This window comes from Dehalococcoidia bacterium (genome assembly GCA_030648205.1).
Classification (GTDB): Bacteria; Chloroflexota; Dehalococcoidia; order JAUSIH01; family JAUSIH01; genus JAUSIH01.
Genome location: JAUSIH010000069.1, coordinates 1 through 22086 on the forward strand (window position 1 = coordinate 1; position 22086 = coordinate 22086).

Consider the following 22086-nt stretch of genomic DNA (forward strand, 5'->3'; position numbering starts at 1 on the left):
GGGGGCAAAACCGCTGATGGTTTTTCCAGCAAAATCCCAACACATACTTTTTCGCTGTTGACTCGCTCTTCACAAGCTGTTCATAGCTTTGCAGGTCCATGGCACCATCCTACTCCTGGTGCCAGACCGTACTCAATCACCATTTCTTAAACATTCGTTAAGAACTCTTCAGGGGTCGTGACAGGCGTTTTCGTAGCAGTCTTTCTTGTCCAGGGTGGACAAGCGCCCAGGCATGGTGTGCAAGACCGGAGCGGAAAAACAGAAGAGGCCTCAGAGCCATTGCCCAGAGGCCTCTTCTGCTCTATTCAATTGTCCAGGGTTTGTGGTGCGCGGTTAGCCCACGCGCTGCCGTGAACGGCGAAGGAACGTGGGGATATCCACGTCTTCGCGGTTGGAATGCGGCAGCCCCACCGCGAGCTGGCTCGCCGGCTCGCCGCGCGAGGGCGCGGCCACTGCTTGCGCCATCTCGTTGACGCCTGTCGCGATGACGGTGAGCGTAACTTCCTTGTCCATGTTGGGGTTGTGTACCACACCAAAGATGATGTGGGCGTCAGGGTCCACCGCCTTGGAGATGATGTCCGCGGCGGCGTTCACCTCGGCCAGCGTCAGGTCGGCGCCGCCCGTGATGTTGAGCAGGACGCCCTTGGCCCCTTCCAGTGAGAGGTCCAGGAGCGGGTTCTGGATGGCGGACCGGGCCGCCTCCACGGCGCGGGACTCTCCGCTGCCGCGCCCAATCGCCATGATGGCGGAGCCGCCGTGGGCCATGACGGTGCGCACATCGGCGAAGTCCACGTTGATCTCGCCGGGCAAGTTGATCAGGTCCGAGATGGCGGCTACCGCCTGGACAAGCACGTCGTCCGCCGTCTTGAAGGCGAGGTCCACGGTCATCTTCTTGGAGCATGTGGACAGGAGCTTGTCGTTGCTGACAACTATGAGGGTGTCCACCTTGTCGCGGAGCTGGTTAAGGCCCTCCATGGCCTGTGCCCTGCGCTTGGAGCCTTCGAAGCCGAAGGGGAGCGTGCAGATGGCTACGGTCAGCGCACCGGTCTCCTTGGCGATCTCCGCCACCGCGGGCGCCGCGCCCGTGCCGGTGCCGCCGCCCATGCCCGCGGCGATGAAGATCATATCGGCGCCGCGCAGTGACTCGGCGATCTCGTCCTTGCTCTCCTCCGCCGCCTGCCGGCCAACCTTGGGATCCGCACCCGCGCCCAGGCCGCGAGTGAGCTTGGCGCCGATTTGAATCTTGTTGGGAACGCTGCACATCAAGAGGGCCTTGATGTCGGTGTTCACAGCGATAAGCTGGACGCCCTTCAAGTCCTCCTGGAACATGCGCTTGACGGCGTTGCAGCCTCCGCCGCCCACGCCGATGACCTTGAGCTTGGCGCCCACGTCAATGGGCTGAGGCCCCGACATACCAGAGCCGTTCGTCCCGGTCTCCATAAAAGTACTCTCCTTCTCTTTCGTCGCTAGCTACCAGGCGAAGAGGTTCTTGACGGCGCTTGAAACCTTCCTGGGCAACTCGCTGGGGATCTGGATGCCCCGGGTCGGACGGAAGTCGGCCTCGTTCTGGTTGATGCCCCAGAGAAGAAGTCCGAGGCTGGCCGAGTAGGCGGGGCTGTCGATGGTTTCCGCGAGACCCGCGACGCCCACGGGCTTGCCGACGCGCACGGGCATGCGCAGGGCCTCTCTTGCGATGAGATCAAGTCCGGGCATTGTGGCCGTGCCGCCGGTGAGCACCATGCCCGCGCCGGGATTGAAGTTGGGGCACGCCTTCCGCACGTTCATATCCACCATGCGGAAGACTTCGACGGCCCGCTCCTTGAGGATTTCGCAGAGCTCCTTGCGGGAGACGCTGCGGCGGGTCGCGCCGTTCTCGTATACGTCTATCTGCTCCTGGCTGTCCACGGCGTTGGCGTCGGCGCGGCCATAGCGGACCTTCATCTCTTCCGCTGCGGACGTGTTGATGCGCAGGCCAATGGCGACGTCGTTGGTGAAGTGGGTCCCGGCCACGGGGATGCAGGCGGTGTGCCAGACAGTCCCCTCGTTGTACACGGCGACGCCGGTCGTGCCGCTGCCGATATCCACCACGATGACGCCCATGTCTTTCTCGTCGTCGGTGAGCACTGCCTCGGCGCTGGCCAAAGGCTCCGCCACCAGGCCGCGCACGGACACGCCCAGGCCTTGGACGGCCTTGACCAGGTTCTGGACGGCGGAAGAGGCTCCCAGGATGATGTGGCACTCCACATCCAGGCGGAAGCCGTGCATTCCGACGGGGTCCTTGATGCCCTTCTGTCCGTCGAGCATGTAGCCACGGGGAATGACGTGCAGCACCTCGGCCTGGATCGAGTGGTCAACGTTGTAGGCCGCCTCCAGGGCGCGCTTGACATCCTTGGGATGAACGAGCCTGTCCTCGCGCGAGATGGCGGCGGTGGCCCTGTTGTTCAGGGACGTGATGTGCTGCCCGGCGATGCCGACGAAGGCAGACCGGACGGGGGTGCCGCTGATGCGCTCCGCCTTGTCCAGCGACTCCCGGATAGACTCCATGGTGTCGTCAATGTTGACGACGACGCCTTTCTTCAGACCGCCTGACGGGGCTTTGCCCACGCCCAGGACCTGTACATCGCCCATGCTGTCCACTTCAGCGACGATGGTGCAGATCTTGGTGGTGCCCACGTCTATGGCGGCGTAGGTGTTGTTAGCCATTTGACGCTCTCCTTATATCTATCGCTGTGTGCCGGGTCTTCCAACGAACAAAGGATAGGAAAACTGACGTCCGCGCTACCACCTCCCTCTTATTGGGGGGAATAGTGCGGGATCTCCGGTCCGCTGAGTATTGTGGTCTCGGTAAAGCGTGGGGGGTGGCCCACGCCTCCATCGGGAGCGACGCCGGTGATGACTAGACAGGGTCGAGGGCTTTGCGAGGGGGTTCGACGAATTGTGCCTCGCTGCGCTCCGAGCCGTACGCCTCGGGGGGACGGGCGACGGCCAGCAATGAAGCCCTCGACTCCGCCTGGTCGCACCGGGTATCAGGGATATCGTAGGATGAGTGCCTTCTAACATGGCTTCACATGGGCCTTCTAAGCGGTCCGCTCAAGTGCGCGAAGGCGGGCGCTGCGGCTTCGCGGGTTCTGCCGCAATTCCTCGGGCGTGGGCACCACTGACTTTCGCATCACCAGACGCGCCCGCGCCCTGTGGCCGCATATGCAGGCCGGCGTGCCGGGCGGGCACAGGCAGTCGGTGGACTCCTCGCGGAAGAAGTGCTTGACCAGCCTGTCCTCCAGGGAGTGATAGCTGATGACTACAAGGCGACCGCCGTACCCCAGGACATCCATCGCCTGCCGCAGGCCCTCCTCTATGTTCTGGAGCTCCTGGTTGACGGCGATGCGGATGGCCTGGAACGTCCTGGTGGCCGGATGAATGCGGCGCGGGCCGCGCGGCGTCGCCTGCGCGACTGCCTCGGCAAGCTGCCGGGCGGTGGAAAAAGGCCGCCGCGCCACGATGCGCCGTGCGATCTGCCTGCTGAAGCGCTCCTCTCCATAGGCCCACAGGATGTGCGCCAACTCCTCCTCCGGAGCGCCGTTCACGATGTCCGCGGCGGTGGTCTTCTGGTCCGGCGAGAAGCGCATGTCCAGGGGGGCGTCCTCCTGGAAGCTGAAGCCTTTGCCCTCGCTTTCGAGTTGGAGGGACGAGAGGCCCAGGTCAAACAGGACACCGTGGACGGGCTGAAAGTTCCGCGCGGCGCAGACGGCCTTGATATGCACGTAGTTGCTATTCACCAGTTCAAAGGACCCCGAGAAGCGGGCCAGCCGTTGCTGTGCGGCTTGAAGGGCTACCGGGTCCAGGTCCATGCCCAGCACCTGGCCTCCGGGGGCGCTTGCCTCCAGAATAGCCAGCGCGTGTCCGCCCTGGCCTACGGTGCAGTCCACGTACCGGCCCCCTGGCTGGACGGCCAGGGCGTCGGTCACCTCGCGGACGAGCACGGGCGTGTGCACGAAATCCAAGGCGAGCACCTCTAGCTCCTTTGCTCAAGCGTCTCGGTGAGCTGCCAGCGGAGACCGTCCAGCTTCTCCCGATACGGGCCCCAAGCGTCTTTGTTCCATATCTCCAGGTGGTCGCCGGCGCCCACGATCATCACGTTCTCGGCCAATTGAGCGTACTGGCGCAGCCCTAGCGGGAGAACAAATCGGCCCTGCGTGTCTATCTCGGTGCTGAAGGCAGAGGCGAAGAAAAGGCGGCGCGCATCCCTGCCCCGGCTCTTCTCGATGGGCACGGCGCAGATGCGCTGGTAGAACCGCTCCCACTCGGCGAGTGTGAACACGTTCAGGCAGGGGGTGTCATCCATCCCCTGGGCGAGCACCAGCCCGGGCTTGAATTCCGTGCGGAAGTGCGCCGGAATGGCAAGCCGGTTCTTGTCGCCTATGCGGACCTCATACTCGCCGAGGAACATGGCCCCTCCGACCGACACCGCGAGTCCACCACTTCACACCACAATTCACCACTGCGCCCCACTATACTCCTTGCCCGCATGGTGTCAATAGGTTACTCTACGGAATCTTAGACATTTTCTGGACTTTTCTTCGATTTGTTGATACATATGTTCTACAATGTAACGCTTTAGAACAGTTGTCCTACGCTATTCGTTATGCGGGAAGTATACTCCATAATAAAACAAAATTCAAGATGAATCTTAGACTAATTTCAATGAATTCCCTGGGCGGTCGTGGGCGAAGAGATGTGCTAAGATGAGGCGGATACAACCATGCTACGAATCGGAGTGCTTACCGTCAGCGACATGGGCGCCCGCGGTCTCCGCGCCGACGGCAGCGGCGAGGCCATACGGCAGACGTTGCCCCGCATGCAGGGCCAGGAGGTGCGCTACGCCATCGTCCCGGACGAGCGGGAGCGGATCGCCGAAGTGCTGCGCGAGTGGGCTGACAGCGGACAGGTGGACCTCATCCTGACGACGGGCGGGACGGGCCTCGGCCCGCGCGACGTCACGCCGGAAGCGACGCGCGACGTGCTGGACCGCGAGGCGCCGGGCCTCGCCGAGGCCATGAGGGCGGACACGCTCAAGAAGACCCCTTTCGCCATGATCAGCCGGCAGGTGGCGGGCGCGCGCGGGCGCTGCCTCATCGTGAACCTGCCCGGCAGTCCCAAGGCGGTGCGCGAGTGCCTGGAAGTGGTGCTGCCCGTCCTGCCGCATGCCGTCCAGCTTCTGCGGGGCGACACCGCCAGCCACCCGACGGCGTAGCCAGCCGGACGGCCCATCTCTGGTCCATACGGGAGGCCCATGCGTTTTCACATCGTCACGCTCTTCCCTGACGCTTTTCGCGGCCCACTGGACGTCAGCATCCTGAAGCGCGCCCGCGAGCGCGGCCTGGTGGACGTTCGTCTCTACCAGCTCCGCGACTACACCCACGATCGCCATCACGTAACGGATGACGCGCCGTTCGGCGGCGGGCCGGGCATGGTGCTCAAGCCGGAGCCGCTCTTCGAGGCGGTGGAGGGCATCCGGCGGAGCGTACGCGCGGAGGGGCGTCCTTCCCTGGAAGGACCTCTACCCGTCGTTCTCCTCGACCCCCAGGGGCGGCTGCTGACTCAGGCCGTAGCGCGAGAGATGGCGTCGCATGAGGAGATTGTGCTGGTGTGCGGGCACTACGAGGGCGTGGACGAGCGCGTGCGCGAGCGCCTCGTCACGGACGAAATCAGCATCGGCGATTACGTGCTGACGGGCGGCGAGCTTCCCGCCATGGTGCTGGTGGAGGCCGTCGCCCGTTTGGTCCCCGGCGTGCTGGGCAGCGAGGACTCCGCCCCGCACGACTCCCATGCCCAGGGGCTGCTCCAGTACCCCCAGTACACGCGCCCGGCCACCTTCCAGGGCTGGTCCGTGCCGGAGGTGCTCCTGTCCGGCGACCACAAGCAGATTGATCTATGGCGGCGCAGGCAGTCGCTCCTGCGGACGCTGCGACGGCGGCCAGACTTGCTTGCGGCGACCGACCTCACTGCGGCGGAGCGCGCGTTCCTGAAAAGCCGCGCCGCAGCCGGAGAGGGGCAGCCTCCTCCGGTCGGCAATGTGGAATGACTAACCAGTCGGTATTTTAACAAGCCGCGGGGGAGCCTTGCGCAAAAAGGCCTCTTGAGTGGGGTCTTCAACGCTCGTAGTGCTCTCCCTCCACGCTCTGCTAGAATACGGCTAATCGTAACTGGAGGGCGCCATGTCCGAGACGTCAGTCACCATCCCCTGCGGACGGTTCAACCTTGAGGGGTCGCTGGGCCTTCCCGAGCGGCTCACCCGGGCCGTGCCGGGAGTCGTCGTCTGCCACCCGCACCCTCTCTACGGCGGCGACATGAACAACAACGTGGTCATCGCCGTGTGCGGCGCGCTGCTGGACAGGGGCATCGCCACGCTGCGCTTCAACTTCCGCGGCGTGGGCGGCAGCGGCGGCAGCTTCGACGGCGGCATCGGCGAGCGCGAGGACGCGAAGGCGGCGCTGTCGTTCCTGGAGCAACGGGAAGAGGTGGACCCGGCGCGCCTCGGCCTGGCGGGCTACTCGTTCGGCGCCACGGTGGCGGCGACCGTGGCGAGCGGCGATCCCCGGGTCAAGGTGCTGGCCGCGATTTCTCTGCCGACATCGAACGTGGATGCCCTGTCGCTGGGCCGCTGTCACGCGCCCAAGCTGTTCGTCGCCGGCGACGGCGACCCGTACGTGGACGCGCCTGTCCTCCAGCGGCTTGCGGAGAGCGCGCTTCCGGCGGAGGTGCGCGTCGTGGAGGGCGCCGATCACCTCTGGCAGGGGAACGAGTGGGAGATGGCGCGGGACGTGGCGCTGTTCTTCGACAAGGCGTTCCCGCTGCCGACGGGGTAGGGGAGAGAGGTTGGCTTCCTGGTTCGAGTCTAGGCTGGTCCACCAAATCCACTCAACCTGTTCCCTAAAGTTACGATATATGAAACTCTCATCAAGTCACCTTACGGAGGTGCACCGTTGGCTACCGAGATAGAGGAAGATGCAACAAAGGTGCTGCGGGTTTTGGTGCGTTGGGAAACGTCCGCCGATGACGACCAACGGGGCAGCCACTACGTGCACGGTCCGGAACTGGCAACAAAAGTAGATCTGACTCCTCAGCGCGTCAACTTAGCCGTGGCTTTTCTGGACAGAGCTGGCTTCATTGAGGCAGAAGGGGGAATGGGGACAGCTCCCTTTGACTTCAGCATGGTTCGACCAACAGTCAATGGCCACTTGGCAATCCAGCGCTCTGAAGCAAACGATCAACCCACTGAGATCGAGAGGGACGCTACGGCCGTGTTGCGGACACTGGTGGGGTGGGCAGAAGTCGACAACGACCCTCATCGGGGCGAGTACAGGGTGAGCGGGAAGGAGTTGACTGACAAACTTGGTCTATTACCCCAACGGGTGAATAACGCCGTGGCGCTCTTGCAGAGTTCTGGGTTTGTGAAATGGTTTCAGGCGATGGGGACCGCACCATATGATTTCGTGGATGTGATGGCATCCCCAGAAGGTCACCTGGAGGTACAGAGACTCACCGAGCAGGAAACCCAGCACCGTGAGACCGGGCTGGACGTCTTCTTAAGTCACTCCAGCTTAGATGACGACTTGTGCAAAGATATCGCTATCCTTCTCAAGAATAGCGGCATCCGGGTGTTTGCAACGCCAGCTAGTATTCCGACTGGGAAGTGGGAGGAACAAATAGAAGAAGCCCTGCAAAACGCGTCCACTGTCTGGGTTCTCTTAACACCCAACGCCATGTCACAAAGCGTGTGGACCCATCATGAGTTCGGATATTTTTATGGGTTCAGGCACGGCAAAGGCGTTGACCACAGAGGGGACAGTTGCCGGTTCCTATACTCAGATCCCTCCCACTTGAGAGGCTTGTACGGCCATATTCAAGGGACTCGGGTGGCCTCGTTTGAGGATCCTGTGGCGCTTGCCCGTGAAATTGCGGCTGGGCTGGGTGAAGATCTCAGTATTCCGTCAGGATGGGTTCCTAGGCGATATCCTACGCCTGCTGCCCCGCCACAGACTCCTTGGACAGTCCGGGCTGGAGGCCCAGAATTCCGACTGAGTCCTGCCCTCAATGGACGCGAATTGAAGCTGGGCTGCTCGTTTCAGATAACAGCACAGACGCAACCTGGTGGGGTCGAGTATCGGTGGCTTGGTGTTGGCACGGATACGGATTGGACCACACCAATGAAGGAAAACCAACCAGGGAAGTACCAGATGAAAGAAATAAGGCTAAACCCTGACTCGAACCCTGAAGAGAATATCGTCACTCTCGAGATACGGTTCTGGTTAGAAGATGGGAAGCAACACGGCGGGTGGTGGAAGTGGCCTCTCAAGTCGAGAGGAGATGGAACTTGGGAATTAAGGCAGGAATTGGGCAGTCACGTTTCCCAGCCTCTCGATGACGACTGGTGGTAGGGTCTAACTACGCCACAGGCGCTTGGCCCGAGAGTTGCCTCAGCCTGAGCACCAGGTCAGGCCGGAAAAAGTTCAAGCGCTGTCCACAGAGGCCCACCACAGCGGATGCGAACTGGTCTTCCGTACCTAAGGCAAATCTCGTTGAAGGGGACAGGCATCCCGCCGCTACCGCGCGGGCGGTGTGCTCAGCGGCGCGGTACCGATGACGCAGTCGCGGGCAAGCCCCTCCATCTCCGAGCGCGTCATGCCGAGCAGCTCCCTCAGCGCCAGCCCGTTGTGCTCTCCCAGCAGCGGGGCGGGCGACCGGATGCCCGCGGGTGTCGCGGAGAGCTTGATGGGGCACCCCGGATAGGGGCGCGGCCCCACCTCCGCCCGGTCCACCACGGGGAAGAAGCCGCGCGACTGCATCTGCGGGTCGCTCAGCAGGTCGCGGGGGTTCAGCACCGCTCCGGCGGCCACGCCCGCCTCCTGCAGCAGCCGCATCGCCTCGCGCTTGTCCCGCTGGCGCGTCCACGCCTCGATGTCCTGCCGCACGTCCTTCGCGTGCGCCTGCCTGCCCGCCAGGTCGGCGTAGCCCTTCCGCGGAAGGGCCAGCTCCGGCCTGCCTATCACGTCGCAGAGGCGGCGCCACTGGCCGTCGTCCTCCACCGCGATAGCGACCCACTCGTCGTCGCCCAGGCAGCGGTACGCCCCGTGGGGGGCCATCTCCGCGACGCGGTTGCCCTGGCGGGGCCACGTCCGGCGGTTCATCTGGAAGTCGAGCAGCGCGTCGGCGACCGTCCACGTGGTCGGCTCCAGTTGCGACATGTCCACGTACTGGCCCTGTCCCGTGCGTCGGCGGTGCTCCAGCGCGGCCAGCACGGCGATGGCGCAGAAGAGGCCGGGCAGCGGGTCGCCCATGATGGCGCCGGGCAGCAGCGGCGGGCCGCCCGCGTAGCCGGTCACGGACGGGATGCCGGAGAGCGCCTCGACGGTGGCGGCGAAGGCCACGTAGTCGCGCCACGGGCCGCTGCGCCCGAAGCCGGTCAGCGAGACCATGACCAGCGTGGGGTTGTGCCGTCGCAGCGCGGCGTACTCGACGCCGAGGTTCTCCATGACGCGCGCGCTGTAGTTCTCGCAAACGACGTCGCTGGCGCGCACGAGGCGGCGAAAGACCTCCGCGCCCTTCGCCGACGCCATGTCCAGCGTGACGCCGCGCTTGTTGCGGTTCACCGCGTTGAACACGGGCGAGGTCTCATACGGCTTGTCTGAGGGCACCTGTCCCGCGAAGGTGCCGCGATAGCTGTCCACCCGCTGGATGGCTTCTATCTTGATGACCTCGGCACCCAGGTCGGCGAGGAACATCGTCCCCAGCGGGCCAGCCCACCATGTGCTCAGGTCCAGGACGCGGACGCCCTCCAGCGGCCCGGGCATGGCTAGACCACCCCCTGGCGACGCAGCCGCGCCAGGTCGTCGCGCGAAAGGCCGAGTCGCCTGCACCAGACCTGCTCGTTGTGCTGGCCCAGCGTGGGCGCCGCCGACGCCGCGCGCCACGGCGAGGCCGTGAAGCGTATCGCGGGGCCGGGATAGCGCATCTCGCCCGCCACGGGGTGCCTCACGCTCTCGAAATAGCCCCGGCTGTGCAGTTGCTCCATCGCCAGCAGGTCAGCCATCGAGTTGACCTTGCTGAACGGGATGCGCCAGAGTTGCCCTGTTTCAAAGCACTCCTGCGCGGTGCGCTGCTGGAACCAGGGCATCAGCAGAGCGCCCAGCGCGTCGGCGTTCTGGAAGCGGTCGCGATTGATGGTGAAGCGCGGGTCGTCCAGAAGCTCCGGCATGCCGATCATGTTGCACAGGCTCTCCCACTGGGCGTCGGTGATGCAGATGGCGGCCACGTGGCCGTCCTTGCACGGGTAAATGGTGTAGGGATAGGTGTTGGGCAGGCGGTTCCCCAGGCGACTCGTCATGTAGCCGGTATAAGCGTATGTGGTCTCCAGGAAGCGGTTCGCCGAGATGAGGCTCTCCATGCAGGAGACGTCCAGCCGCTGGCCCGCGCCGCTCATGCCGCGCCGGAACAGCGCCGCCAGCACGCCGATGGCCGCCGTCGCCCCGGCGACGCACCCCTCCGCCAGATGGCCCTGCGCCTTCAGCGGCTCCTGCCCCGGCTCGCCGGTCTGGAAGAGCCACCCGCTCAGCGCGGCCAGTGTGAGGTCGGTCATGCGCAGGTCGCGGTAGGGGCCGGTCTGGCCGAAGGGCGTGACCGCCGTCCAGACGAGCCGCTGCTCCATGCGGGCCACGCGGTCGAAGAGGGAATGCGCGGCGTCTTTCTCCGCGGGCGGCACGTCCTCCACCAGCGCGTCGGCGTCCTCAAGGAGCCGGACGAGCAGGTCGGCGCCGGCGGGAGCGCGCCAGTCCAGCGTCACGCTCTGCTTGGACGTGTCCGCGAAAAGGTGCACGACGCCTGATTCCGGGTGGGGCGTGTCTCCGGGGAAGGGGCCGAGGCGGCGGATGCCGCTGCCGTCGCCGGGCGGCTCGACCTTGACGACCTGCGCGCCGAGACCGGCGAGTATCTTGCAGCAGAGGGCTGCGGGGACGCCGGAGCTGAGCTCGACAATGCGGACTCCGGACAGAGCGCCGGACGCGGCGGTGCTGTCTGATGCGTTGGACATGAAGAGCGGCAGAGAAGCGTGCGCTAGGCGGGGGAAGCCGCGTTTTCCCGCGCCGCCAGCATCCGCTTGCCGAGCTCCTGCATTTCTTTGGTCACGGTCGACATGGCTGTGCCCATGGGGAACACGGCGGCTGCGCCCATCTCCTTGAGCTTCCGCACGTCCACGGGCGGCATGGTCCCGCCGACCACGACGGCCATCTCCTTGTCCGCACCTTGCTCCTTCAACTGGGCCAGCACCTTGCGCGTGAGGGCCATGTGCGCGCCGGACAGGATGCTCAGGCCCAGGATGTGGACATCCTCCTGCAGGGCGGTCTGGACGACGTGCTCCGGCGTGCTGCGCAGGCCGGTGTAGATGACCTCCATGCCCGCGTCCCGCAGCGCCTGCGCCACGACCTTCGCGCCTCTGTCGTGCCCGTCGAGTCCCACCTTCGCGACGAGCACCCGAATGACATTCCTGCCTCTTGTCATAGCTGCATCACTGGCTCCTTGAAGGTTCCGAAGACGCCTCGGAGGGTGCCGTATATTTCTCCCATGGTGCAGTAGGCTTTCACCGCGTCCATCAGGTAGGGCATCGTGTTCTCCGCGCCGCGCGCCGCCCGCTCCAGCGCGGCGAGGGCGGCCTTGGCCTTCGCCTGGTCACGCTCCTTGCGCACACGGTTGAGACGCTCCAGGTGGCGTCGCTTCGCGTCTTCCGGCACGTCGTACGAGGCGATCTCTGGAGGCGTTTCCTCTCTGGCGAACTTGTTCACGCCCACGATGACCTTCTCGCCGCTCTCTATCTTGCGCTGCTCCTCGTACGCCCGGCGGGCGATGAGCGACTGGATGTAGCCCTTCTCGATGCACGGGACCATGCCGCCGCGCGCGTCAATGTCCTCGATGAGCTTGGCCGCCTCGCGCTCCACGGCGTCGGTCAACGACTCGACATAATAGGAGCCGCCCAGCGGGTCAACGACGTTCGCGACGCCCGTCTCGTACGCAAGCACTTGCTGCGTGCGCAGCGCCAGCTCGGCCGTCTCCTCCGAGGGGATGGTGTACGCCTCGTCCCAGGCGGCGGTGAAGACGGACTGCACGCCGCCCAGCACGGAGGCCATCGCCTGATAGGCCACCCGCACAATGTTGTTGTGCGGCTGCTGCGCCGTGAGCATGCTGCCGCCGCAGACGACGCCCGCGCGGAACATCCATGAGCGCGGGTCTTTCGCGCCGAAGCGCTCCTTCATGATCTTGGCCCACAGGCGGCGGCCCGCGCGGTACTTGGCGATCTCCTCGAAGAAGTCGTTGTGCGTGTAGAAGAAGAAGCTGAGCTGCGGCGCGAACTCGTCCACGGGGATGCCGCGACGGCGCGTCCAGTCAACGTACGTGATGCCGTCGGCCAGCGTGAAGGCGAGCTCCTGCACGGTGGATGCGCCCGCGTCGTGGAAGTGCGCTCCCGCTATGCTGATGGAGTTGAACTTGGGCGCGTGCCTGGCGCAGTACTCAATGCTGTCCGCGATGAGCCGCAGGGACGGCTCCGGCGGGAATATCCAGGTGCCGCGCGCCACGTACTCTTTCAGGATGTCGTTCTGAATGGTGCCGCGCACCTTCGCCAGCGGGACGCCCTGCTTCTCCGCGACGGCGAAGTACATGGCGAGCGTCGCGGCCGCAGTCCCGTTGATGGTGAACGATGTGCTGACGTCCGCCAGCGAGATGCCGTCGAAGATAAGCTCCATGTCCTTCAGGCTGGAGATGGCGACGCCGACGCGTCCCACCTCGTCTTCGGCCAAGGGGTCGTCCGAGTCGTATCCTATCTGGCTCGGCAGGTCCATGGCGACGCTCAGGCCGGTCTGGCCCTGGGACAGCAGGAACTTGTACCGCTGGTTGGTGTCCTCCGCGGCGGCCAGGCCGCTGTACTGGCGGAACGTCCAGAGGCGCTGGGAGTAGGGCGTGGGGTGCAGCGAGCGGGTGTACGGGTACTTGCCCGGCTCGCCGATGCGCTCCTGGTGCGGCCCTTTAACATCCTCTGGCGTGTAGATGGGCTTGATCGGAATGCCGGACGATGATGTTGCGCCTTTGGGCTTGCCCGTCGTGCTCATCGCGTGCTCCCCTGCTTCAACGGGATATGATATGCTGCGAACGTAAGACGGATAGCCCAAGTATAGCACGGCGTTTGGCCGTGTCCAACAGGAGGACCGCCGCATGACCAGCGGAGGGATCGGGCCTTTTGCCAACATCCTCTACGAGGAGCAGGCCGGCGTTGCCATCCTCACCATCAACCGGCCTGCCGTCCACAACGCCATCAGCCTCGCCACCATGGACGAGTTGGAGACCGCGCTGGCGCACCTGGAGGCGAGCGACAGCGTCCATGCCCTCGTCCTGACGGGCGCGGGAGACAAGAGCTTCGTCTCCGGCGGCGACTTGATGGACTTCGAACGGCTGAATACGCACGACCTGGCCGCGGGCATGTCCCGCCGCATGCAGCGCATCATGGCGCGGCTCAACGGCCTGCCCATGCCTGTCATCGGCGCGGTCAACGGGAACGCATTCGGCGGCGGCTGCGAGGTGGCGCTGGCCTGCGACATCCGCGTGGCGAGCCGGGACGCCCGCATGGGGTTCCTGCAAGTGACGCTCGGCATTACGCCCGCCTGGGGAGGCCGCGAGCGTCTGCTGCGGCTGACAGGGCGGTCGCGCGCCCTGCTGCTGATGCTGACGGGCGACGTCTTCACGGCGGAGGAGGCGCACCGCATGGGCCTCGTGGACGTGCTGGCGGAGCCGGGGCAGGCCCGCGAGACGGCGCTGGCGCTCGCCCGGCGCATCGGCGCGCAGCCGCCGCTGGCCGTGCGCCTCATCAAGCAGGCCACGGACTTCGCCACGGGCGTGTCGCCGCGTGAGGCGGAGAGCATTGAGGCGGACCTGTTCGCGCGTTCCTGGCTTTCCGCGGACCACGACGAGGCGCTGCGTGCGCGCAAGGAGAAGCGCCCGCCTCGGTTCACGGGGAAGTAGAGGCCCCACCAAAAGCGAATGACACACCAAGTGACAAACGGATTCGCAAACCTCAAGGCATCCGTGCGTAACAACGCTCTAGCTGTCTTGAGGGCAGCTTCACCACGCTACGTACTTGTTTTTACCGAGGAATGGTCTAGAACCCACGACAGGCAAAAGGCGCGCAAAGCGGTCGAGGGTATCCACTTATCAAAACAATTCGATAAGTGGATTGATATATGGATAGCTTTCCTGGATGTGGAATTGGCATTCCATCAAACCAAGCTAAGCTTACGTTTGCTAGCGGCGGACCCAACGTCATCAGTCGACCGGGGCGAATGGGTCAATTATCACATGGATGCCTGGTTGTTTTGGACGAACAGCTTGCTCGAAAGATACAAGAAACTCGTGTCAAAACTGGTCCGCCAATTTGTGAGACCTGCGAATGCACAATGGCAACAAGTTGAAGATCAACTGCTTAAACGCATAAATCACATGGAGCAAGAAGTCGGAAAGCTGCGCAACCCGAGAGCTCATGGTGGTGGCGTTTTCGAAGGCCCCTTCACTAAAGAGCGGCTGATAGGTGGAATACTCGCTGGGTCTTCTGTAGACGCGCATCTGTTTGAGAACGCCGCCAGGTTGCAGGGTTTAGGGTACGTAGGCTTTAACAAATGCTTAGAAGATGCGATGAAGGAAATGGATGCCGTCAGTGAACAACTGGATACGCTAGTGGACTGGAACTTTGCTCAATCAATTTGATTAGGCTTTATGACTCTGTGACTTGCCGCTAGAGAGAAGCGCCCGCCTCAGTTCAAGGGGAAGTAGAGGGCTTCGGGGACAGAGGAGCCGCGTACATGAAAGCCTACCTGGACATTGAGACGACGGGCCTGTCGCCCCATTACGCTGACATCACGGTGGTCGGGATTTCCTTTGGCGATGTGCGGGACCAGGACGTCATCCAGCTCGTGGGCAAAGACGTGAACGCGTCCAATCTGGTCAAAGTGTTGAAAAGCGCCACATCCATCTGTACCTATAACGGCGAGCGGTTTGACCTGCGTTTCATTCACCAGAAGCTTGGGGTTGACCTCTTGGCCGACTTCGAGCACCACGACCTCATGCATGACTGCTGGGCAAGCGGACTCTATGGCGGGCTGAAGGCGGTTGAGCAGACTCTCGGCATACAGCGCAAGCTGACCGGTGTTGACGGTCTGCAAGCCGTCAGGCTGTGGTGGGCCTATGTTCGCCGCAAGGACGAGAACGCCCTGCAAACGCTGCTCGACTACAACAAAGAGGACGTGTTGAACTTGAAGCACCTTGAGCGGAAACTGAGTCTGTCCCGCCGCTCAAACGGGGCTGGATTGTAACTAAGGCCAGCCGTTCCCTGCGACAGACGGCGCAGCCCCGCGCCCCGCCAGGTAGTGTATCATTTAGGTCGTCGTCATTCCGGCGAAAGCCGGAATCCATCAGAGCGTCTCTCCCACGCACGTTTCTGGACACCGGCCTTCGCCGGTGTGACGGGTAGAGTCCCATTCCCTATCACGGCAACTTGATACACTACCCCCCCCCCGCCCTCAGGTCTGGCGCAAACGCTTTCAACAATCTACAATAGATGTAATCACGGGCCAGGCGACGGCGTCTGGCCCCTTTCGGTGTTAACGCATGCATCTTTCCGGCCTTCTGCCCCTTGTCCGCGAGGCGCTGGGCTACCCGGATGTCGCGCGGCGTCTGGCGCGCGCGCCGAGTTCCGGGCAGGCCACGGTGAGCGCCTTGGCCATCGCCGCAGCGCGCCCCGCGGTCATAGCCGCGCTGCTGACCGACGTGCGCGCGCCGGTCATGCTGGTGACGCCAAGTCCGGAGGACTCCCAGCGCCTTCAGGAGCAGGTAGAGCTGTGGCTGGGGCCGGAGCGCCCCGTGCTGCGGCTGCCTGAACCGGACGGGATGCCGTACGAGCGCCTGCTGGCTGACCCGGCCACGGTGCGCGACCGTCTGCGTGCCCTGGCGGCGTTGGTATGCAGACTGTGTCAGTCTCGTCCGGATGCGTCTACAAAGGAGGTGAAGCGTTCAGAAGTTGAACCGCCCGTCTCAGGTCGCCAGGCGTGTTGACGTTGAAACCGCTTAGCGTGAGAGAGCGTGCCTCCGGCGTTTCCTGGTCTTCGACCCATCGCACATTCAGGTCCCGCAGCACGTCGTGCAGCGCTTGGCTCTTCCGCTCCAGGGCTTTGCATATCACCCCGGCGCAGCTTCAGGCGTAGACGGCGTGAAGCGGCAGCGCCCGGCCTTCCAAGCGTGGCACGACCGCGTCATAGCCAGGGATAAGCTCCACCAGCGACTGCAACAACTTCGCCTTCAGAAACGGCATGTCGCAGGCGACGGCGACGCAGCAATTTAAGTGCGCGGCAGCGAGGCCGGAGTAAATGCCGACGAGCGGCCCGCTTTCGGCGTACACGTCCACAATAGGACGAATGCGGCCGCCGCGCGGGGGCCATGCCGTGTCCTGCCCCTGCGCCGCCACCAGCAGCACCTCGTCAGCGAGGGGCTGGACCGCGTCGAGCACGCGCTGGATGATTGGTCGCCCGTCGATTATCTCCCGGGCCTTGTTGCGGCCCAGCCGCGTACTGCGGCCACCCACGAGCACAATGGCTGTCACGGACTTCATGGGATGTGGCCAATGCCCGGCCTACGTCCGCTCACTCTTGCGGCGGACGCGGAATTCCAGGCGCTCCGGCACGCCGACACCCTTGAGCGACGACGCCATGCCGAGCAGCGTCCGTGTGATGATCTGCTGAGCGAACTCCCCGAGAGGGATGCGCTTGCCATCGGCAAACAGGTCCACGCTGTCCACCTGTCGAGCAGGACGCAGGCAGGTCTCCTCCAGAAACCGCGCGATCCCTGCGATGTCGGAGGGCGCGAACTGAGGCGCCTGGATGGGGAACGGGCGGTCCGTGACCAGCGCGACGATCTCGCTAGGGTCGGACAGCAGCTCGCCGCCAATTTTGCTGCGATAGACCTCCACTTTGGGAAGCGCGCTCTGCTTGAAATCCTCGCAAAGGACGATGTCCGTATCATGCATCCAGCGGCCCGCCATCCATTCGGGCTCGACGTTCTCCCGCGCCTCCGTGAGCCAGACCCGCCCCGGAGAGGCGATGGCGACGGAATTGCCTCCGGCCCGCGTGAAACGCCACGTGTCGGTGCCCGTTCTGTCCATCTCCACGCCATGATGAAAGTGCTTGATGGCGCCCACGTGATAGCCGCGCTCGCGGAGGGCGTTGACCACCCCCTCAAGCACGGTCGTCTTGCCTGAATTAGTCTTCCCTACGAATGCAACAATAGACGCCACGTTTGACCATCACCATTCACGAGCCTATCGAGATGTCGGAGCGACATGGAGGGGTCGGCCCTGACCATATTCGGCGACAGAGACTCCGACTCTCTCACGGGCATGATACCAAAAGCATCGGCGAACGCAAAACGCCAGACAGCTTAGACAGGCAGTCCGCGACAGTCCGAACAGAGGTCATCTATCCGCCGCAGGCTGTTTCCTTCCCCAAGCATCTCCGCGATTCTCGTCAGCATGCGACGACTTGCCACAGGTGTTCCACACCGCCTGCAACGCATCTCTTGATCGCTGAGTACGACCCTCGCCCCTCTACCGAGCTCATTCGCACTTGTAATACGAGCCAAGTGAATTGCACCGGCCTTCTTTTCGGGACACACGGGGAGACAGTCCCCGCAAGCGATGCACAGGCGTGGGTTAAAAGTGATGGATATATTCTCTTCCTCCCGGCGGGAGCAGAGCGCGCCAGTGGGGCAAGCGTGTGTGCACGCCTCGCAACTCGTACACGCGTCTGGGTTGATGGACACGATTCCGAGCGGAGAACGTGGGTGTTCCATGACGACGTCAGTGGCCTGGGGATAAGAGGCTGCCAGCGCTTCGACCGCGTGGGCCGCGGCGCCAGCCCCGAAGAGCCGCAGAGGGACTGCTGGAGCAGAGCCATCCGGCTGAGATGTTGGAGACGCGCGCGATGGGGCAGGAGGCGGAGCGTCGCCCAGTACCACACGCCCAGGTGCGTCCCCCAGCGCCTGAAGCAGTTTCCGGCAATAGTCCACTCGTCCCTGCAGGACTTGATTAGCACTTGTGGTGCACTCCGGTCCGCAGGGGCGTATCCCCACGGCGGTCGCGCCCGCCGCCAGTGACTGCAGGACAGCCGCTGCCGGGACCATGGCGACGCAAGGCACTCTCATGGGAAGCCACCCGCCTTCAACGGGCGCGTGGTCGTTGCCACATTCGAAGAGAACGGCGCACCCCGTGATGCCCTCGTCCGTCCGGAGCAAGGCGCCAAGGTGAGCCTCGAACTCCTCCGCGGACCAGCCCGGGAACTCAACGGCGCGCTGCGGGCACGCTTCCACGCAAGCACCGCAGCTCTGGCATTTGGAGCGCTCGACAAGCATGAAGCTGCCCTCCCGCCTTAGAGCACCGTGGGGACAGGCACTCACGCACTGGTCGCACCCCGTCTCGGCGGCGCACGCCTTCGTGGAAATGGTCGGCACGCACACATACGTGATTGGAGGCAGCGTGAGGAGGGCGCGGCGGCTTATCCGCTGCCGCCCTCGGGCCAGCGTCGCTTTCAGATTTTCGGGCCGGGATCCCGGAAAGGCTCGCGCATGGGCGACAGCGGCTGTGAGCAGCAGGCGGGCTTTGGCTGACGCCGAGCCGTCCGCCCCGTTACGGCAGCTCCCGATATTGACAGCCTGGATGCCCAGGGGGTCCAGGCCTGCTCGGCGCACAATGGCCTGGATCGCTGTTTCGGGCCAGGGACTGGAACAGAAGCCAAGCACGAGCCGTTGCGCGTCAAATTCATCCAGGGCGGTCGTCACACCCTGAGAAGTAGGACAGGGGCCGTCCTGAGTCAGGACCCGCAGGTCCTCATGGTGCGCGGAAAGCCATGCGGAAACATCCTGAAGATCCGAGCGCGAAGCCTTGTCCTGCGCGTCTCCGTAGAGCAGCACCAGGACACGGGACACAGACGCGCCACCGGACGTCGCGATAGGCTCCACGGAAGTCTGCACGCTCATGGTCTCCCTTAGTGAACTTTCACGGCTTCTCGAAGGCGGGAGATGAGAAAACCCGTCATGTCAACGTCGTGGGCTATCAGTGCCCATGACGCCCTGATTACCTCGGCGTAGAAGCCATCCCTGTCCCTTCTTGCGACCGCGTTTTCAAGGAAAGGCAGCCAGCGGAACAGGTGCGCCTCAAGAAACGTCTTTTGGCGGCTCAGGAGATCGAGCGCCTGGTTTACATCCACCGAGCGCCATGCCTCGGCCTCCTTGCCGCAAAGGAATGAGACGAACTCCATCTCGGTGGCGACGTGGTCGGGAGTTTCTACGGATGGGGAAGAGCGCAACCCTGCGGCGGTGTACTGCGCCTCAACTTGAACCAGCACCTTGCCTGGCGCCATGCCCCTGGGGTCCAGGTAAGGGGACTCGTGGAGAGGTACGGGTGAGCGGGCAGAGCTGCCCACAAAGAGACTGCAATAGGCCTTTTGGATGTCGCTTATCTGGAGGGGACCGAGGGCGCCCACCTCCCGCAGCAACGTGTGCCAACTTTTGTAGAACGCCAGCCCGCTTGCTTGGCGGTATGTCCTCCCCAAGTAGCGGGCTGCGTCCCGGGCTGCGTTGAGCCTTTCTTCATTGGGGTCGAGCAGCAAAACAGAAACGAACCGGTATGCTGCCTGCCGCAGCCTCGCCATGTGCGCGAGGCTAACGCTTGTACCGCGCCGCTGCTTCACCTCGCGCCCTCTTCAGGCAGCAGCTCGTAGACGACCGCCGAGAGGAAGACCAGGGCAACGCCCAGCACGAAAAGTAGCGCCGCAAATGGAACGCGCGGATTGCTGTACGCCTCGTTCACCGGATTGCCGAGCGGAGCGGCCAGGGCAAGATAGCTCACTGCGGCAAGAGCAAGCCCGGCTAGCAGTGTTGCGACGGTGAGTCCGATACGCATTTCAGCACCCCCTACTAACTCTCCTGGACATCCAGGATGGGGAACACCTTGGTGAACACGATGAACAGGAGGACTCCCATAGTGAGCAGCGCGCCGACTACAAGATACTCTACCCACGTGGGGCTGTAGAAGCCCTCGCCATAGGGAAGAAGGTTACCGACAGTGAGCGAGGGCACGACCATAAGATATCGCTTCAGGATGGCGGCCGCGTTCACCGCCAGCGCGGTAAGCACGACCAGCCACAGATAATGCTGCTTGAAGAGCGCCTGTAGGCCCGCCGCGATAGCCGACACCACGAGCAGCCCCGCGGATATCCAGAAGAGAGGCGCGTACTCGCCGGTCAGAAGGGCCCGTGTGAGCTGCCCTTCATGGTAATTGCTCCCGTAGGAGCTGGTCATCAGCTCCGCGCCGATGAAGTAGATGTACACCAGCGTAAGGCCGAGCATGAGGTTGCTCAGCCACGCGAAAGCGCCGATGCTAAGCTTGTCCTTCACGCCCAGCACCCGCCGCAGAACCGCCAGGACGATGATGAGCATCCCCGTGCCCGTGACGCCCGCCATCACCACTGAGGCGGGCGCCTGTAGTGCGCTGTACCAGCCGGTGCGGCCTTGCTGGATGCCGAAGACGAATCCGGATGTCGAGGCGGCTGTCGCGCCCACCACGATGAGGAGGATAGCCAGCGCCAGACTCGTGTGACGTCGGCGCGCTTGCTCCGCCGGGGTATTGCGATAGCCCGCGGCGACAATCCGGAGGAACCATTGCCAGCCACTGGGCCGGCGGGCCAGGGCGGCGGCATCCGGCCGGCTGTCCAGGTAGAGGTACACGGCCGTGACGATCAGCGCGCTCATCAGGCCGACAGTGAATGTCCCGAAGAAGGGTGACATCGGTCGGCCATACATCGCGAGGTTTATGAGCGCACGAAGCGGCTGACCCAGGTCCACGATAACGCTCGCGCCGCCCGCGAGAAGCGCTGCTAGCGCCAGGAGGCTGAGGGGCCTGCTCAACGGTCGGAGTTGAGGCAGCCCGCTGAGACGCACCACTGCGATAAGGATCATGGACCCAAAGCCTATGCCTGCGGCGTACAGTTCAAAGGCAATGTACAGCCCCCACGGCGCTCCGCCCATCGTCCCCACGTCTCGCATTCCCGTGACGACCTCGCCTTCCGCAAGCTGGAGCGAGTACGCGTAGAGGCCGAACGCCAGGGCTACGAGCAGGATGAGGATGGACACAATAGCGCCTGCGCCGAAGCGCCCGATGCCATACGGCAGTCCATTCGTCTCCGCACGCGTCACCATAGCTACACCTTCGCTTTCACCTTTTCGATCTCACGGACCTTGACGCTGGGCGGCTCCCCAAGATAGTACACACGCGGCTCTGTGTTCCACTCTTCCAGCAGACGGAAAGCACGGCGACTCTTGATGAGCTGGGATACCTTGCTGTTCGGGTCGTCCAGGTCGCCGAAGTGGATGGCGGAGGCGGGGCAGATGTTGGCGCACGCCGTCGTTCCCGAACCCCCGTCAGTTCGCTGCACACAGAACGTGCACTTTTCTATCACGCCCTTGGCGTGTCCGGACCCCGCTATCTTCCTGCGTTCAGGCCCGTAGGGCTTGTCCAGGTCAGGGTTGTCGTAGGGGGGCACGGCGCCGTTGGACGCCGTTTGAATGTCTTTGTCTTTCCAGTCCAGATATTGGTTCTTCTCCGGGGCCTTCCAGTTGAAGTTGTTGACTCCGTACGGGCAGGCCACTTGACAATAGCGGCACCCGATGCACCGTTCCCAGTCAGTCGCAACGATACCGTCTTGCCGCTTGTAGCGCGCGCCCACCGGGCACACCTTCACGCAAGGCGCGTTGTCGCAATGCTGGCAGGGCCGCGGCAGGAAGCGGATCTTTGTATTCGGGAACTCGCCCTCTTCAAAGCGGAAGACGTACATCCAGAAAGCAGCCTGCGGCGTGTTGTTCTCGACTTTGCACGCCTCCATGCAGGCGCGGCACCCCTGGCACCGCTCCAGGTCAATGACCATTCCGTATCTAGCCATCGTTCTTCTCCCT

22 protein-coding genes are annotated in these 22086 nt (G+C 63.9%); 8 read left to right on the plus strand and 14 right to left on the minus strand.

Annotation, left to right across the window (positions count from 1 at the left end):
* Positions 1-333: 333 nt before the first annotated feature.
* The 4 genes from ftsZ to mraZ all read right to left on the minus strand — a co-directional run bounded on the left by ftsZ (position 334) and on the right by mraZ (position 4447).
* Positions 334-1440: a cell division protein FtsZ gene (ftsZ, locus tag Q7T26_08550; GenBank protein ID MDO8532199.1), complete on the minus strand. Its 1107-nt coding sequence runs from the start codon at positions 1438-1440 to the stop codon at positions 334-336.
* Positions 1441-1470: 30 nt separating this feature from the next.
* Positions 1471-2703, minus strand: coding sequence for a cell division protein FtsA (gene ftsA / locus Q7T26_08555; protein MDO8532200.1), 1233 nt, complete (start codon positions 2701-2703; stop codon positions 1471-1473).
* A gap of 374 nt (positions 2704-3077) precedes the next feature.
* On the minus strand, positions 3078-4010 hold the full coding sequence (rsmH, locus tag Q7T26_08560; GenBank protein MDO8532201.1) for a 16S rRNA (cytosine(1402)-N(4))-methyltransferase RsmH: 933 nt from the start codon (positions 4008-4010) through the stop codon (positions 3078-3080).
* Positions 4011-4012: 2 nt separating this feature from the next.
* The gene (mraZ, locus tag Q7T26_08565; GenBank protein MDO8532202.1) at positions 4013-4447 is read right to left on the minus strand and encodes a division/cell wall cluster transcriptional repressor MraZ; all 435 of its coding nucleotides are present in this window, start codon (positions 4445-4447) and stop codon (positions 4013-4015) included.
* A gap of 312 nt (positions 4448-4759) precedes the next feature.
* Between mraZ and Q7T26_08570 the strand changes: the two genes are divergently transcribed.
* From Q7T26_08570 to Q7T26_08585, 4 genes are all read left to right on the plus strand, one after another.
* The gene (locus tag Q7T26_08570) at positions 4760-5251 is read left to right on the plus strand and encodes a MogA/MoaB family molybdenum cofactor biosynthesis protein (GenBank protein ID MDO8532203.1); all 492 of its coding nucleotides are present in this window, start codon (positions 4760-4762) and stop codon (positions 5249-5251) included.
* A 39-nt stretch (positions 5252-5290) separates the two neighbouring features.
* Positions 5291-6082, plus strand: a complete 792-nt coding sequence (trmD, locus tag Q7T26_08575; protein ID MDO8532204.1) for a tRNA (guanosine(37)-N1)-methyltransferase TrmD — start codon at positions 5291-5293, stop codon at positions 6080-6082.
* Positions 6083-6215: 133 nt separating this feature from the next.
* The gene (locus Q7T26_08580) at positions 6216-6866 is read left to right on the plus strand and encodes a CocE/NonD family hydrolase (GenBank protein ID MDO8532205.1); all 651 of its coding nucleotides are present in this window, start codon (positions 6216-6218) and stop codon (positions 6864-6866) included.
* A gap of 117 nt (positions 6867-6983) precedes the next feature.
* Entirely contained in the window at positions 6984-8438 is a 1455-nt protein-coding gene (locus tag Q7T26_08585) for a toll/interleukin-1 receptor domain-containing protein (protein ID MDO8532206.1), read from the plus strand.
* A 165-nt stretch (positions 8439-8603) separates the two neighbouring features.
* On the opposite strand, the gene Q7T26_08590 is transcribed toward Q7T26_08585, so the two are convergent.
* Genes Q7T26_08590 through Q7T26_08605 form a run of 4 tightly spaced genes read right to left on the minus strand, consistent with a single transcriptional unit; the run spans position 8604 to position 13154 of the window.
* On the minus strand, positions 8604-9851 hold the full coding sequence (locus Q7T26_08590) for a CoA transferase (protein ID MDO8532207.1): 1248 nt from the start codon (positions 9849-9851) through the stop codon (positions 8604-8606).
* Positions 9852-9853: 2 nt separating this feature from the next.
* Positions 9854-11086, minus strand: a complete 1233-nt coding sequence (locus Q7T26_08595) for a CoA transferase (protein MDO8532208.1) — start codon at positions 11084-11086, stop codon at positions 9854-9856.
* A 23-nt stretch (positions 11087-11109) separates the two neighbouring features.
* Positions 11110-11553 (minus strand): cobalamin B12-binding domain-containing protein, encoded by a 444-nt coding sequence (locus Q7T26_08600; protein ID MDO8532209.1) that lies wholly within the window; start codon positions 11551-11553, stop codon positions 11110-11112.
* Positions 11550-13154: a methylmalonyl-CoA mutase family protein gene (locus Q7T26_08605; GenBank protein MDO8532210.1), complete on the minus strand. Its 1605-nt coding sequence runs from the start codon at positions 13152-13154 to the stop codon at positions 11550-11552. The genes Q7T26_08600 and Q7T26_08605 overlap by 4 nt, the downstream gene beginning before the upstream one ends.
* Before the next feature lie 103 nt (positions 13155-13257).
* Here Q7T26_08605 and Q7T26_08610 point away from each other — a divergent pair, with 103 nt between their 5' ends.
* The 4 genes from Q7T26_08610 (at position 13258) to Q7T26_08625 (ending at position 16143) form a co-directional block, all read left to right on the plus strand.
* The gene (locus Q7T26_08610; GenBank protein MDO8532211.1) at positions 13258-14061 is read left to right on the plus strand and encodes an enoyl-CoA hydratase/isomerase family protein; all 804 of its coding nucleotides are present in this window, start codon (positions 13258-13260) and stop codon (positions 14059-14061) included.
* 30 nt (positions 14062-14091) lie between these two features.
* A complete protein-coding gene (locus tag Q7T26_08615) occupies positions 14092-14799 on the plus strand; it encodes a hypothetical protein (protein MDO8532212.1) in 708 nt (235 codons plus the stop codon).
* A gap of 95 nt (positions 14800-14894) precedes the next feature.
* The gene (locus Q7T26_08620; GenBank protein MDO8532213.1) at positions 14895-15404 is read left to right on the plus strand and encodes a ribonuclease H-like domain-containing protein; all 510 of its coding nucleotides are present in this window, start codon (positions 14895-14897) and stop codon (positions 15402-15404) included.
* Between the two features lie 295 nt (positions 15405-15699).
* Positions 15700-16143 (plus strand): hypothetical protein, encoded by a 444-nt coding sequence (locus tag Q7T26_08625; GenBank protein MDO8532214.1) that lies wholly within the window; start codon positions 15700-15702, stop codon positions 16141-16143.
* Between the two features lie 139 nt (positions 16144-16282).
* Here the strand turns inward: Q7T26_08625 and Q7T26_08630 are convergent, their stop codons facing one another.
* The 6 genes from Q7T26_08630 to Q7T26_08655 form a co-directional block, all read right to left on the minus strand.
* On the minus strand, positions 16283-16696 hold the full coding sequence (locus tag Q7T26_08630) for a molybdenum cofactor guanylyltransferase (GenBank protein MDO8532215.1): 414 nt from the start codon (positions 16694-16696) through the stop codon (positions 16283-16285).
* A 21-nt stretch (positions 16697-16717) separates the two neighbouring features.
* On the minus strand, positions 16718-17377 hold the full coding sequence (mobB, locus tag Q7T26_08635; protein ID MDO8532216.1) for a molybdopterin-guanine dinucleotide biosynthesis protein B: 660 nt from the start codon (positions 17375-17377) through the stop codon (positions 16718-16720).
* 1744 nt (positions 17378-19121) lie between these two features.
* The gene (locus tag Q7T26_08640) at positions 19122-19787 is read right to left on the minus strand and encodes a molecular chaperone TorD family protein (GenBank protein MDO8532217.1); all 666 of its coding nucleotides are present in this window, start codon (positions 19785-19787) and stop codon (positions 19122-19124) included.
* A 35-nt stretch (positions 19788-19822) separates the two neighbouring features.
* Entirely contained in the window at positions 19823-20038 is a 216-nt protein-coding gene (locus Q7T26_08645; GenBank protein MDO8532218.1) for a hypothetical protein, read from the minus strand.
* 14 nt (positions 20039-20052) lie between these two features.
* Complete coding sequence (gene nrfD / locus Q7T26_08650) at positions 20053-21333, minus strand: NrfD/PsrC family molybdoenzyme membrane anchor subunit (protein ID MDO8532219.1); 1281 nt, start codon at positions 21331-21333, stop codon at positions 20053-20055.
* Positions 21334-21335: 2 nt separating this feature from the next.
* Entirely contained in the window at positions 21336-22073 is a 738-nt protein-coding gene (locus Q7T26_08655) for a 4Fe-4S dicluster domain-containing protein (GenBank protein MDO8532220.1), read from the minus strand.
* Positions 22074-22086 lie beyond the last annotated feature (13 nt).